General features: G+C 66.6%; 12 protein-coding genes. 8 read left to right on the forward strand and 4 right to left on the reverse strand.

Features of this window, described 5'->3' with window-relative positions; all coding sequences use genetic code 11:
• The first annotated feature begins 34 nt into the window (after positions 1-34).
• From hutI to BWQ93_RS04825, 8 genes are all read left to right on the forward strand, one after another.
• Positions 35-1222, forward strand: a complete 1188-nt coding sequence (hutI, locus tag BWQ93_RS04790) for an imidazolonepropionase (RefSeq protein ID WP_077029523.1) — start codon at positions 35-37, stop codon at positions 1220-1222.
• A complete protein-coding gene (gene hutH, locus BWQ93_RS04795; RefSeq protein ID WP_077029524.1) occupies positions 1213-2733 on the forward strand; it encodes a histidine ammonia-lyase in 1521 nt (506 codons plus the stop codon). Before hutI ends, hutH begins: the two co-directional genes overlap by 10 nt.
• Positions 2730-3518, forward strand: coding sequence for an N-formylglutamate deformylase (gene hutG / locus BWQ93_RS04800; protein WP_077029525.1), 789 nt, complete (start codon positions 2730-2732; stop codon positions 3516-3518). Before hutH ends, hutG begins: the two co-directional genes overlap by 4 nt.
• Positions 3515-5167, forward strand: coding sequence for a urocanate hydratase (hutU, locus tag BWQ93_RS04805; RefSeq protein ID WP_077029526.1), 1653 nt, complete (start codon positions 3515-3517; stop codon positions 5165-5167). Before hutG ends, hutU begins: the two co-directional genes overlap by 4 nt.
• A 99-nt stretch (positions 5168-5266) precedes the next feature.
• Positions 5267-5914 carry a PepSY-associated TM helix domain-containing protein gene (locus BWQ93_RS04810; RefSeq protein WP_077032205.1) on the forward strand — a complete coding sequence of 216 codons (648 nt, stop codon included), beginning with the start codon at positions 5267-5269 and terminating at the stop codon, positions 5912-5914.
• 10 nt (positions 5915-5924) lie between these two features.
• On the forward strand, positions 5925-6449 hold the full coding sequence (locus BWQ93_RS04815) for a DUF2271 domain-containing protein (RefSeq protein WP_077032206.1): 525 nt from the start codon (positions 5925-5927) through the stop codon (positions 6447-6449).
• 22 nt (positions 6450-6471) lie between these two features.
• Positions 6472-7311, forward strand: a complete 840-nt coding sequence (locus tag BWQ93_RS04820) for a DUF4198 domain-containing protein (protein WP_077029527.1) — start codon at positions 6472-6474, stop codon at positions 7309-7311.
• Between the two features lie 92 nt (positions 7312-7403).
• Positions 7404-8264: an FAD:protein FMN transferase gene (locus tag BWQ93_RS04825; protein WP_077029528.1), complete on the forward strand. Its 861-nt coding sequence runs from the start codon at positions 7404-7406 to the stop codon at positions 8262-8264.
• A 7-nt stretch (positions 8265-8271) separates the two neighbouring features.
• Here the strand turns inward: BWQ93_RS04825 and BWQ93_RS04830 are convergent, their stop codons facing one another.
• The 4 genes from BWQ93_RS04830 to BWQ93_RS04845 all read right to left on the reverse strand — a co-directional run bounded on the left by BWQ93_RS04830 (position 8272) and on the right by BWQ93_RS04845 (position 13246).
• Positions 8272-8955, reverse strand: coding sequence for a Fe2+-dependent dioxygenase (locus BWQ93_RS04830; protein WP_077029529.1), 684 nt, complete (start codon positions 8953-8955; stop codon positions 8272-8274).
• 58 nt (positions 8956-9013) lie between these two features.
• Entirely contained in the window at positions 9014-11479 is a 2466-nt protein-coding gene (locus tag BWQ93_RS04835; RefSeq protein WP_077029530.1) for a TonB-dependent receptor, read from the reverse strand.
• Between the two features lie 128 nt (positions 11480-11607).
• Entirely contained in the window at positions 11608-12333 is a 726-nt protein-coding gene (locus BWQ93_RS04840) for an energy transducer TonB (RefSeq protein ID WP_077029531.1), read from the reverse strand.
• Positions 12334-12376: 43 nt separating this feature from the next.
• Positions 12377-13246: an alpha/beta fold hydrolase gene (locus BWQ93_RS04845; RefSeq protein WP_077029532.1), complete on the reverse strand. Its 870-nt coding sequence runs from the start codon at positions 13244-13246 to the stop codon at positions 12377-12379.
• Positions 13247-13330: the final 84 nt, after the last annotated feature.

Below are 13330 nucleotides of genomic sequence, written 5' to 3' on the forward strand. Positions count from 1 at the left end.
TAGACATAATAATCCAAGCTGGCAAGTTGGCGCCATGGATCGACTCTGGACAAATGCGCGACTCGCGACGCTGACCGGCGACGGGCTGGGGCTGGTCGAGCAGGGTGCGATCAGCGTCCGCGATGGACGGATCGCGTGGGTTGGACCCGCTGCCGAAGCGCCCGCCGCTACCGAAACCATCGATTGCGAGGGCCGGCTGCTCACCCCCGGGCTGATCGATTGCCATACCCACCTCGTCCATGGCGGCAGCCGCGCCAACGAATGGGCGATGCGGCTCGAAGGCGCGACCTATGAAGAGATTGCGCGGGCGGGCGGCGGCATCGTCTCGACGATGCGCGCGACGCGCGAAATGGACGAGGCCGCGCTGGTCACCAGCGCCTTGCCGCGGCTCGACGCGCTGATCTCCGAGGGCGTCACGACGGTCGAGATCAAGTCCGGTTATGGCCTGACCATGGACGATGAGATCAAGATGCTGCGCGCCGCGCGGACGCTTGGGCAGGCGCGCGCGGTGCGCGTCGCCACCACCTTGCTCGCCGCGCATGCCGTTCCGCCCGAATATAAGGGCGATGCCGACGCCTATGTCGATTTGGTCTGCGAGCAGATCATCCCCGCCGCGGGGGGGCTAGCCGACGCGGTCGACGGCTTCTGCGAGGGCATCGGCTTTTCGCCGGAGCAGATCGCGCGCGTCTTCGATGCCGCCAAGGTCGCCGGCCTGCCGGTCAAGCTCCACGCCGAGCAATTGTCGCACCTTGCGGGGGCAAGCCTCGCCGCCTCCTACGAGGCGCTGTCGGCCGATCATCTCGAACATATCGACGAGGCGGACATTGCCGCCATGGCCGAGGCGGGGACCGTCGCGGTGCTGTTGCCCGGCGCTTTCTACTTCATGCGCGAGACGAAAAAGCCGCCGGTTGCGGCGCTGCGCGACGCGGGCGTGCCGATGGCGCTCGCGACCGACTGCAACCCCGGCACCTCGCCGACGACCTCGCTGCTGCTGATGCTTAATATGGGCGCGACCTTGTTCGGGCTGTCGGTCATCGAATGTTTGCGCGCGGTCACCATCAATGCTGCCCGCGCGCTCGGCCTGCAGGGCGAGATCGGAACGCTCGAACCCGGCAAAGCGTCCGACTTCGCGATCTGGAACACGAGCGAGCCCGCCGAGCTTGTCTACCGCATCGGCTTCAATCCGCTTCATACGCGCATCAAGGACGGAACATGCACCTGACCCCCGGATCGATCAGCCTCGCCGACTGGCGCGAGATCTATACCGGCGCGCCGGTGCGGCTGGTGCCCGAGTGCCGTGCGGTCATCGCCGAGAGCGCCGCTGCCGTCGAGCGTATCCTCGCGCGCGGCGAGGCGGCCTATGGGATCAACACGGGCTTCGGTAAATTGGCGACTGTGCGGATCGAGGCCGACGACCTCGAAACGCTCCAGCGCAATATCGTGCTCAGCCATGCCGCGGGCGTCGGCGCGCCGATGCCCGAGCGGATCGCGCGGCTGATGATGGCGCTCAAGCTCGCGAGCCTCGCGCGCGGCGCTTCGGGCGTGTGCCCGGCGACGATCGAACTGCTCGAGGCGATGATCGACCGCCATCTGATCCCGGTGATCCCCGCGCAGGGTTCGGTCGGCGCCTCGGGCGACCTCGCGCCGCTGTCGCATATGGCGGCGGCGATGATCGGCGAGGGCGAGATTTTCGTCGACGGCGCGCGCGTGCCCGCGGCGATCGCGCTCGCCGATGCCGGGCTCGAACCGTTGATCCTAGGCCCCAAGGAAGGGCTCGCGCTGCTCAACGGCACGCAATTTTCGACCGCCTACGCGCTCGCCGGGCTGTTCGAGGCCGAGCGGCTTCACGGCAGTGCGCTCGTCACCGGCATCCTGTCGACCGAGGCTGCCAAGGGGTCGGACACGCCCTTCGACCCGCGCATCCACGCGCTGCGCGGACATAGGGGGCAGATCGAGACCGCCGCGGCGCTCGCCGCGCTCATGGAGGGCTCCGAAATCCGCGCCAGCCACATCATGGGCGATGTGCGCGTGCAGGACCCTTATTGCCTGCGCTGCCAGCCGCAGGTGATGGGCGCGGTGCTCGACCTGCTGCGGCAGGCGGCGGCGACCTTGCTCATCGAGGCCAATGGCGTCTCGGACAATCCCTTGATCTTCCCCGACACCGACGAAGCGCTGTCGGGCGGCAATTTCCATGCCGAACCCGTCGCCTTCGCCGCCGACATGATCGCGATGGCCTTGTGCGAGATCGGCAGCCTGTCCGAACGCCGCACCGCGATGCTCGTCGACCCGGCACTGTCGGGCCTGCCCGCCTTCCTTGTCGCCAAGCCGGGGCTTAACTCGGGCTTCATGATCCCGCAGGTGACCGCCGCCGCTTTGGTCTCGGAGAACAAGCAGCGCGCCTATCCCGCGAGCGTCGATTCGATCCCGACATCGGCGAACCAGGAGGATCATGTGTCGATGGCGGCGCACGGCGCGCGGCGGCTCATCGAGATGGCGGCGAATGTCGATGCGATCCTTGGCATAGAATTGCTCGCGGCGGGGCAGGGATGCGATTTCCATGACGGGCTCAAGTCGAGCGCGGTGATCGAACGCGTGCGCGGCCTGCTGCGCGCGTCCGTGCCGACGCTCGAAGTGGATCGCCATATGGCGCCCGATATCGCCGCGGCGCAGGCGATGGTAAGCAGCGGCCAACTCGTCGATCTCGTCGACGAGCTACCGGGGCTCGCGGCATGAGTTGGCTCCACGTCGAGCGCGCCGATACGCCGCTGATCCTCGCTTTCCCGCACGGCGGCACCGAGATACCCGAGGAATATCTTCCGGCCTTCCGCTCGCGCGACCTCGCGCTGCTCGACACCGACTGGCACATCCGCCGCCTCTACGACGGGCTGGTCGATGCGACCTTCGTGTGGACCGACATTTCGCGCAGCGTCGTCGACTGCAACCGCGACCCGTCGGGCGTCTCGCTCTATCCCGGGCAGGCGACGACCGGGCTCTGCCCCACCGAAACCTTCGACGGTGTGCCGCTCTACAACGAGGGCACCGCGCCCGATGTCGAAGCGCGCCGCCTCGCATACCACCAGCCCTATCACGCCGCGCTCGCCAACGAGATCGAGCGGCTGCGCGCGCGCCATTCGCGCGTCGTCCTCTACGACTGCCACTCGATCCGCGGCGTCGTGCCGCGCCTGTTCGACGGCGAATTGCCCGAGCTGAACGTCGGCACCGACAACGGCACGACCTGCGATATCGCATTGAGCGACGCGGTGATCGCCGAATGCGGGCCGCGCTGGTCGGTGCTCAACGGGCGCTTTCGTGGCGGCTGGACAACGCGCCACTATGGCCAGCCCGAGAGCGGCGTGCACGCGATCCAGATGGAAACCGCGATGCGCGCCTATCTCGACGAAAGCCCGCTTGCCGAGGGCCGTGCTCCCGCGTGGGACGACGGCCGCGCCGCCGGGCTGCGCACCGACCTCGCCCGCATCCTCGCCGCGGTGCTCGATTTTGCGAAAGGACGCCCATGACCCGTCTCGACAACAGCCGCCACATCCGCGCCGCGACCGGAACCGAGCTCTCGGCCAAGAGCTGGCTGACCGAAGCGCCACTGCGCATGCTGATGAACAATCTCGACGCGCGCGTCGCGGAGGCGCCGCAGGAACTGGTGGTCTATGGCGGCATCGGCCGCGCCGCGCGCGACTGGGAAAGCTATGACCGCATCGTCGAGACGCTGAAGCGGCTCGAGGGCGACGAGACCTTGTTGATCCAGTCGGGCAAGCCGGTCGGCGTGTTCAAAACGCACGCCGATGCGCCGCGCGTGCTCCTCGCCAATTCGAACCTCGTGCCCAAATGGGCCGATTGGGAACATTTCCACGAGCTCGATAAGGCCGGGCTGATGATGTACGGCCAGATGACCGCGGGCAGCTGGATCTATATCGGCAGCCAGGGGATCGTGCAGGGCACTTACGAAACCTTCGTCGAGGCGGGGCGCCAGCATTATGGCGGCGACCTGTCGGGCAGATGGATCCTCACCGCGGGCCTCGGCGGGATGGGCGGTGCGCAGACGCTCGCCGCGACGATGGCCGGCGCCTCGTGCTTGGCGGTCGAATGCCAGCCGAGCCGGATCGAGATGCGGCTCGAAACCGGCTATGTCGATCGCATGACGACCAGCCTCGACGAGGCGCTCGAGATTGTGACGACGTCGAAGACCCCCATTTCGGTCGGCCTGCTCGGCAACGCCGCCGACGTCTATCCCGAACTGGTGCGCCGCGGCGTGCGCCCCGACCTAGTTACCGACCAGACCTCGGCGCACGATCCGGTCAACGGCTATCTGCCGCAGGGCTGGAGCCTCGACGAGTGGTTTTCGAAGCGCGAGAGCGACCCCGCCGCGGTTGCTGCGGCGGCCAAGGCGTCGATGGCGGTGCACGTCCGCGCGATGCTCGATTTCAAGGCCGCGGGGCTGCCCGTGGTTGATTATGGCAACAACATCCGCCAGGTCGCCTTCGACGAGGGCGTGACCGACGCCTTCGACTTCCCGGGCTTCGTCCCTGCTTATGTTCGTCCGCTCTTCTGCCGCGGCGTGGGGCCGTTCCGCTGGGCTGCGCTGTCGGGCGATCCCGAGGACATTTACAAGACCGATGCCAAGGTGAAGGAGTTGCTGCCCGACAATGCGCATCTCCACAACTGGCTCGACATGGCGCGCGAGCGCATCCATTTCCAGGGCCTGCCCGCGCGCATCTGCTGGGTCGGGCTCGGCGACCGCCACCGCCTGGGCCTCGCGTTTAACGAAATGGTCGCATCCGGCGAACTCAAGGCACCGGTGGTGATCGGCCGCGATCATCTCGATTCGGGCTCGGTCGCCTCGCCCAACCGCGAGACCGAGGCGATGAAGGACGGCACCGATGCCGTGTCCGACTGGCCTTTGCTCAACGCGCTGCTCAACACCGCCTCGGGTGCGACCTGGGTGTCGCTGCACCATGGCGGCGGGGTCGGCATGGGCTATTCGCAGCACAGCGGCATGGTAATCGTCGCCGACGGTACGGCCGAGGCGGCGAAGCGGCTCGAACGCGTGTTGTGGAACGATCCCGGCACCGGGGTGATGCGCCACGCCGATGCCGGCTACGACATCGCGATCGACTGCGCCCGCGAAAAGGGGCTCGACCTGCCGAGCCTCTAGAAGGCGCTTGCCGCAAAATGGCTGAAAAGAGGGATTAGTTGTTGTAATTGCGAATCACTCTCGATAGTGGCGGCGCAACGCCATCATCAGAACGAATTCATGCACGCTCCCACCAAGTCCCGTCCGGCCCCGACCAGGAAGAGCCGCAAGGCCTTCTGGCTCAAGCAGCTTCATATGTGGCACTGGATGAGCTCGGCGGTCAGCCTGATCGGGCTGATACTGTTCGCAGTGACGGGTTTCACGCTCAATCACGCCGCCGACATCGAGGGTTCGCCGGTCGTCACCGAAAAGACGGCGCAAATCCCGTCGGCGCTACTCGCGCAGCTGACCAGGGCAGAACCTGCCGACGCCAAGGGACCGCTCCCCAGACCCGTCGCCGACTGGGTCGAGGCGAATTTCCCGGTCAAGGCCGGCGGCGAGGCCGAATGGGCGTCCGAAAATGTCTATCTGCCCGCGCCGCGCCCCGGCGGCGACGCGTGGGTCGATATCGACCGCGCGACGGGCGACGTGACCGGCGAAGTCACCGACCGCGGCTGGATCTCCTATCTCAACGATCTCCACAAGGGCCGCAATTCGGGCGGCGAGTGGAGCCTGTTCATCGACATCTTCTCCTTCGCCTGCCTCGTCTTCGGGATCACCGGGCTGTTCCTGCTGTGGCTCCACGCCGCGAAGCGCAAGAGCACTTGGCCGCTCGTCGGTGCCGGGCTCGCGATCCCCGCCGCCATCGCCATTGTCTTCATTCATTAGGAGTATGACCATGCAGCCTTCTCCCCGCGCGCTCGTCATCGGCGGATCGCTCAGCGCGGCGCTTGCCGTTCCCGTGCTTGCCGCCGCGCCGTCGACGATGGACGTCACGGTCAACATCCCGCGGCTGAAGGTCGCCGAATATCACAAGCCTTATGTGGCTTTCTGGGTCGAGAAGGCGGGCGCCAAGGCCAAGACCGTCGCGGTCTGGTACGACCATGACATGAAGGCCAATGAGGGCACCAAATGGCTGCGCGACGTGCGCCAGTGGTGGCGCGTCTCGGGCCGTTCGATGACCTTCCCCGCCAACGGCATCACTGGCGCCACCCGCGCGCCGGGCGCGCACAAGATCAGCTTCACCCGCGCGCAGCTCGGCGCGATGGCGGCGGGCGAATATGTGCTGGTGGTCGAAGCCGCGCGCGAAGTCGGCGGGCGCGAGATGCTGCGCATCCCCTTCACCTGGCCGGGAAAGGCCGGCGCCGGCGGCAAGGCCGCGGGCAAGGCCGAGCTCGGCGCCGTTTCCATTTCTTTCCGTTGATCGATCAGAAGAGGGCAGGACGATGAAAAAGCAGCTTTGGGGTTTTGCGGCGACTGCCGCGCTCGCGGCGATGAGCGCGGTTCCCGCCAATGCGCACCGTCAGTGGATGATGCCGTCCTCGACCGTGCTGTCGGGCGACGACGTCTGGGTCACCGTCGACGCCGCGGTGTCGAACGACCTCTTTTATTTCGAGCACCAGCCGCTGCGCCTCGACGCGATGAAGGCCTGGGCGCCCGACGGCACCGAAGCGACGATCGAGAATAAGGCGACCGGCCGCTATCGCAGCACCTTCGACGTGCACCTCACGCAGAAGGGCACGTGGAAGATCGCCTCGGCGGTCGACGGCGTGATGGGCAGCTATGATTTGAACGGCAAGACCGAGCGCCTGCCGCGCGGCACGACGACCGCGAACCTCGCCGAACGCATCCCCGCTGGCGCGACCAACGTCCAGACCGCCGAATCGAACAACCGCAACGAGATTTTCGTGACCGTCGGCGAGCCGACCGACACTTTGTTCAAGCCGACCGGCAAGGGCATCGAGCTGGTCCCCGTCACCCACCCCAACGACCTGATCGCGGGCGAGGCGGCGACCTTCCAGTTCCTGCTCGACGGCAAGCCCGGCGCGGGCCTGCCGGTGACGGTGATCCGCGGCGGCATCCGCTACCGCGACGACCTCGGCGAAGAAACGCTCAAGACCGATGGCGAGGGCAAAGTCGTGCTCAACTGGGCCGAGCCCGGGATGTACTGGGTGAACGTCACCACCCCGCGGACCGAAGGCGAGGGCGAAGGTCCGCCGCCGACAGGTGCTGCGCCGCAGCGCCGTGCAAGCTATGTCACGACGCTGGAAGTGCTCGCACCCTGACCGACCGCATCCTGATCCCCCGCGCGCTCACGCCCGCCGCTTTCGCCGGGCATGACGCCGGGGCAATCATCGAAAGCTTTGCCGGACAGACGATGGGGACCGACTGGTCCCTGCACGCCGTCGCGCCGCCCGCGGGAACGCGCGAGGGCGTGCAGGCGGCGCTCGATCGCGTGGTCGCGCAGATGAGCCAGTGGGAGTCCAAGTCCGACCTCGCGCGCTTCAACCGCGCTCCACCGGGCGAGTGGCAGGCGATCCCCGCCGAATTTGCTGAAGTCCTCGCAGCGGGCGTCGACATCGGCCATCGCAGTGCAGGCGCGTTCAGCCTGACGCTCGGCGAACTCAGCGAAGCCTGGGGCTTTGGCGCGGCTGGACCCGTTGATGCAATCCCCGAAACCGCTGCGCCGCAAAGCGGCCTCGAATTCGAACCCGCCGTGCGGCGCATCCGCCGCGGTGACGGCGCTCTCCTCGACCTCTCGGGCATCGCCAAGGGATATGGCGTCGATCTCGCCGCCGAATGGCTGCTCGCAAACGGCGTGCGCCATTTCCTGCTCGAGGTCGGGGGTGAATTGCGCGGCGAGGGCATCCGCCCCGACGGCCAGCCTTGGTGGGTCGACGTCGAGGTGCCGCCCTCCTGGCCCGGTGCCGGCTGGCGCGTCGCGCTCCACGACCTGTCGGCCGCGACCTCGGGGGACTATCGCCGCGGGCTCGATATCGACGGGCAGCATTATTCGCACAGCTTCGACCCGCGCACCGGACGCCCGATCGTCAATGGGGTGCGATCGGTTACCGTGCTGCACCGCAGTTGCACGATGGCCGACGGCTGGGCGACCGCGCTAACCGTGCTCGGCGCCGAGGCGGGCGTTGCGCTAGCCGACGAGCAGGAGCTCGCCGCCTGCATCCTCGCCAACGGCCGCGAACATGTCTCGCGCGCCTGGGCCGCGATGCTCGACTAGATGATGGTCAGGCGTCGGCCCAGCGGCGCAGCAGATTGTGATAGACGCCGGTCAGGCGGACCACCGCCGGATCGCCCTGACCCAGCCGGGCGACGGCGCCCTGCACGCCCATGTCGAGGTCAAAGAGCAGGTCGCGCTGGCCCTGGTCGCGGATCATCGACTGGATCCACATGAAGCTGGCGACGCGGGTCCCCGCAGTGATGGGCTCGACGCGGTGGACGGTCGACGAGGGGTAGAGGAGCAGATGCCCGGCGGGAAGCTTGATTCCCGGCGCCTCCGCCATCCCCTCGATCACCAGCCCGCCACCCTCATAGCTGCCCGGATCGCAGAGGAACAACGTCGCCGACAGGTCGCTGCGGATACGAAAATCGCTGCCACGGCGCATGCGGATGGCGTTGTCGATATGGTCGGCGAACTTGTCGCCGCCGGAATAGCGATTGAAAAAGGGCGGGTAGATTTTGAGCGGCAGCGCCGCCGCCATGAACAGTGGCACGCGGCCCAGCGCGTCGAGCACGATCCGCCCGGCCTCGGCCGCCGCCTCGCCAAATTCGGGGAGCTGCTGATTGTGCTTGGCGAGCGCGGCCTGCGGACCCGACGTTTCGTTGCCGTCGACCCACGGCGCAGCGTCGAGGATGGCGCGCAGCCTGGCGACGCCGTCGGCGTCGAGCACATCGGGAATGATCCGGATCATGCAGCGCTTCTAGAGCGAAAAGGGCAGGAACGGCAATCGCCGCGCCCGCCCTCGTCGATCAGAAGTTGTAGAAGAGGCTGAACACGGCCGAGCGTGCATCGCCCGGGGTCGCCCAGCCACCGCTGACGGCGCCGCCGGTAATTGTGCCCGGCGGGGGCGTGACGCTTGAAAGCGGAGCGACCGCGCCTGCGCCGACATTGTTGCGCACGCCGGTGTAATATTCCTCGTTCGTCAGGTTCGAAACGTTGAGCTGGGCCACCAGGCCGTTCTTGAAGTCGTACGACACGAACGCGCGGTGGATCAGATAATCGTCGACCATGAACTGGGTGCGCTGCGCGATGTTGCGCTGGTTCGTCGCGAACTTGCCCTGATAGGTCACGCCATAACCCACCTGCAGCCCGAAGGGGAACACATAGGTGGTGAACAGGCTGCCCGAATGCTTGGGCGTCTGGATCAACTGGTCACCCGCCTGCGGATCGCGAATGGCGGCATTGTTGTTGCACGGAGGGCGCGGAGGAATGGTCAGCGGCTGCGGATCGGGGTTGGCCAGGCAATAGTCCGACACGCTCTGGCGCACTTTGCTGTCGAGATAGGTGTAGTTGGCGAAGATCGCCCATTCGGGAGTGACATTGCCCGTGATGCCCAGCGCGACGCCGTCGACGCGCGACTTGCCGTCGAGAACCTGCAGCGAATTGGGCAGCGAAGGGTCGTTCGACGGGGTGCGGAAGTTGGTGCGCTCGTTGCGGAAGAGCGCGGCGGTCAGCAGCAGCTTCTTGTTCATCAGTTCGGCCTTGGCGCCGATTTCGAAGGTCCGGGCCTTTTCCGGCGCGACCGCGCAAGGGTCTGCCGCTCCCGGCGCTGCGGCGGGAAGGCCGCAACCGGCGCGCACGGTGGCCGAGGTCGGCGTCTTCGCATTGCCATAGGCGGCATAGAGGCTGATATTTTCGACCGGGTGGAACACCGCGCCGAAGCGATAGGAGAAGAGATTCTCGTCGCTGACCTGATCGACACCGCGCGTATAGACAGTGCCGGTTGCCGGCGTGGTCACCGTGTCGGCGCGGAATACCGTGCGGACGCTTTCATAGCGGACGCCGGCATTCAATTCGAACATCGGCGAGATTTCGACCGTGTCGAAAGCGTAGATGGCGAGGTTGCGGGTATCGCCATAGCTGTTGCCGGTGCGGATATAGTTGACCGGGCCGGTGTAGACGGTGTTCGGGCTCGACAGGCTGATCGGCGGCAGCACCGGGTTCGGCGTCGCGCCGCCTGGGTTGCGGATGAGCTGCGCCGTCTCGATCGAATAATCTTCCTGCGTCGCCGAAACGCCGATGACGAGGGTGTTGAAGAAGCCGCCCTTGGCGCCGCTCAGGATCGTCAGGTCGGTCTGGTTGTGGAGCAGGTCGTTGACCTGGTCGCGCACCAGCCCGCGCGGACCCGCCGGATAATAGAAACCGGGGGTGTTCTGCCCGGCGGGGCAGGGGAGGCCGACGGTGGCGTTCGGGCCGTTGCCGATCGGCTGGAGCCCGTTGGCGAGACAGAAGACGCCCTGCGGCGCGCTCGTCTGGCTATATTGCGCGACGCGCTGCCAGCGGGTCAGGTTGCGGATCGACACCTTGTCGCTGAATGCATGGCGGAACGTCGCGGTCAGGCGGTCGACTTTGGTCTTCTGTTCGTCGAGGTTGACGATGCCGAAATAGTCGCTGTCATCGACGCCGGGCAGCGGGCCATCGTTGACGCCGCTGAGATAGAAGGGCACGCCGAAGATCGGGACATTGTCGTCGTCCTGGTGATTATAGGCGAGGGTCAGGCTGGTGTCGCTGTCGACGCCGATCGTGATCGACGGCGCGACGCCCCAACGCTGGAAGCTCTCGACGTCGCGGCCGGGTACGTCATTCTCGTGATACATAGCGTTCAGGCGCACCGCGATCAGTTCGTTGATGCGCCAGTTGGTATCGACCGCGCCGCGGTAATAGTTATCGGTGCCGACCGCCGCCTGCACCGTCGTCGCGTTGCGCGCGAACGGGATCTTGCTGACGAGGTTGATCGTCCCGCCAACGCTGCCCGATCCGTTGAAGACCGAGTTGGCGCCGTTGTAGACTTCGATCTGCTGGAGGTTGAACGGGTCGGTGCGGCTGTATTGCGCGCTGTCGCGCACGCCGTCGACGGTCAGGTCGTTGTTCGCCGAATAGCCGCGCAGGTTGATCGAGTCGCCATAACCGCCGCCGCCTTCGCCCGCGCCGAAGGTGATGCCGGGGATCGTCTGCAGCGCATCGCGCAAGGTGAGGAGGTTCTGCTGGCGCAGCGTTTCCTGCGAGATCACGGTGACCGTCTGCGGCGTGTCGACGAGGGGAGCCGTAGACTTGGGCGATTCCACTTCGGTCGCGAGCGTGCCTGTAACGATGATCTCGTTACGGCCACCGGGCGCATCCTGCGCGGCGTCAGCTTCGGCGGCGAACGCCGGGGCGCTGATCAGGCTTCCGACGCAGGAGAGCGCAAGGAAAGATGCGGACGTCGATGGTTTCACGGTAAACCCCCTTCTGGTTTGTTCGAGGGCGCCGCTATTGAGAGTCGTTCGCACTGTCAACGCATATTGATAATCATTCGCGATATTGTCGCATTTTTATGGCGCGTTTTTTTGGGCGATAACGCGCTCTAGCGGTGTTCCAGCCACCAGGTCTGGCGCCAGCCATAGCTGCTGGCCACGGCGATTCCCCCAGCATTGGTCGCCGGTTTGAAGCGAAAGCGCTCCTCGATCAGCCGGCAGGTCGCGGCATCAAGCGCGGCGTCGCCGCTCGATTTGCTGACGCGGCAACCGGTGACGCGCCCCGTCGCCTCGATCGTGAAGCGCACCTCGACCTCGCCGCCGATCTTCGCACGGCGCGCCTCGCGCGGATAGTCCCGATCCTCGATGGTACCGCTGCGCCAGGCGGGGCGGGTGCCGCCACCGCTGCCGCTCCCCGATCCGCCCGCGCCGAGCCCGTCGCCGCGTCCGGCAGCGCCCGATCCCGGCCCCGCGACCGGCGCAGCGCCCGCCGAAGCGTCGCTGGCGCTGCCGGGCTTGGGCGCCGCGGCAACTGGCGGCGGAACGGGGGGAGGCAGTTTAGGCTTGGGGGCGACGACCGATGTGGCCTTGGCGTTCCGGTTGGCCGCCGAAGCGGCGCCCGCGGCCTTGTCCGACGGTGTTTCGGTCGGGACCGAAATCGGCTCGGGCGACTTGGGAGCGGGAAGGGCAATCGCGCTGATCGCCTCGCTCGCCGTGCGCACCGCGCTCAGGTCGAGCCCGCTCGCCAGCCCCAGCCCGACGACAAGCAGGCCGAGGAGGGCGCCGCCGCCGGCGATCACACGCTGTCCGTTCGAAACCTGCCCCGTGTAAGTCATTGCGCCACCCGGACCGCGCAACGCTGCGCGAGCCCGATGACCTTTAGAGGAAATCGTCTAGCGTGGACATGAACCGGTCGAACTGGTCGTGGTGCAGCCAGTGACCGGCATTTTCGAACTCGATGACCTTCGCGTTCCCGAAATGCTCGATGCGCCCGTCCTTTTCGGGGTTCGACGCCCAGCTGTCGGCGCCATAGAGTAACAGCGTCGGGCAGCTGATCTTCGCCCACAGCTTGTGCAGCTCCTCCTGCGGCATGTCGAAGATCGTCCAGATGTTGAGATAATTGTCGAACTTCCAGCTCCAGCTGCCGTCCTCGTTGCGGTTGATGCCGTGGATAGTCAGGTGCCGCGCCTGTTCGGGCGTAAGATAGGCATTTTCCGCCGCCATCCGCGCCAGCGCGTCGTCGAGCGTTGCATATCGCTTGGGCTGGCGCCCCGCGGCCTGGCGCTTGTCCTCGATCCACTGGCGCATGCGCTCGTCGAACGGCGTCTTGCCCCGTTCCTCCTGCACCGCCGGCGAGGGGCCGAGGCCCTCGATCGACACCAGCTTCTTCACCTTGTCGGGGAACAGCCCGGAGTAGCGCGTCGAGATATTGCCGCCCATCGAATGCGACACAATCGTTACCGGCGCGAGGTCGAGCTGATGGATCAGCTGCGCGAGATCATAGACGAAGGCGCCCATCTCGTAATTGCCGTCGGGCGACCAGGCGCTGTCGCCATGACCGCGGAGGTCGGGCGCGATGATATGATAGCGGTCGCGCAATTTCTCGGCGACCCAGTCCCAGCTGCGGCAATGGTCGCGCCCGCCATGCACCAGCAAAAGTGGGGGTGCGTCTTCATTACCCCAATCGGCATAGTGGAGCTTCAGCCGCTGCGAGATGAAGCTGTTCGAGGTGGGGCCGCTTGCCATCATTTGATCCTTGCTGTCTTGTCGCGTTTCAAAAGGCCACCGATTCCATTCCGTCAACCCCATGCGGGCGCGGAACGGATCATGCCA

Source organism: Sphingopyxis sp. QXT-31 (assembly GCF_001984035.1).
Lineage (GTDB): Bacteria > Pseudomonadota > Alphaproteobacteria > Sphingomonadales > Sphingomonadaceae > Sphingopyxis.

Bases quoted from the DNA above. Each gene is read 5' to 3' on its own strand.
- hutU (WP_077029526.1), top strand. From the start codon at position 3,515: ATGACCCGTCTCGACAACAGCCGCCACATCCGCGCCGCGACCGGAACC.
- BWQ93_RS04830 (WP_077029529.1), bottom strand. From the start codon at position 8,955: ATGATCCGGATCATTCCCGATGTGCTCGACGCCGACGGCGTCGCCAGG.
- BWQ93_RS04825 (WP_077029528.1), top strand. From the start codon at position 7,404: ATGGGGACCGACTGGTCCCTGCACGCCGTCGCGCCGCCCGCGGGAACG.
- hutG (WP_077029525.1), top strand. From the start codon at position 2,730: ATGAGTTGGCTCCACGTCGAGCGCGCCGATACGCCGCTGATCCTCGCT.
- hutI (WP_077029523.1), top strand. From the start codon at position 35: ATGGATCGACTCTGGACAAATGCGCGACTCGCGACGCTGACCGGCGAC.
- BWQ93_RS04845 (WP_077029532.1), bottom strand. From the start codon at position 13,246: ATGATGGCAAGCGGCCCCACCTCGAACAGCTTCATCTCGCAGCGGCTG.
- hutH (WP_077029524.1), top strand. From the start codon at position 1,213: ATGCACCTGACCCCCGGATCGATCAGCCTCGCCGACTGGCGCGAGATC.
- BWQ93_RS04815 (WP_077032206.1), top strand. From the start codon at position 5,925: ATGCAGCCTTCTCCCCGCGCGCTCGTCATCGGCGGATCGCTCAGCGCG.
- BWQ93_RS04820 (WP_077029527.1), top strand. From the start codon at position 6,472: ATGAAAAAGCAGCTTTGGGGTTTTGCGGCGACTGCCGCGCTCGCGGCG.
- BWQ93_RS04840 (WP_077029531.1), bottom strand. From the start codon at position 12,333: ATGACTTACACGGGGCAGGTTTCGAACGGACAGCGTGTGATCGCCGGC.
- BWQ93_RS04810 (WP_077032205.1), top strand. From the start codon at position 5,267: ATGCACGCTCCCACCAAGTCCCGTCCGGCCCCGACCAGGAAGAGCCGC.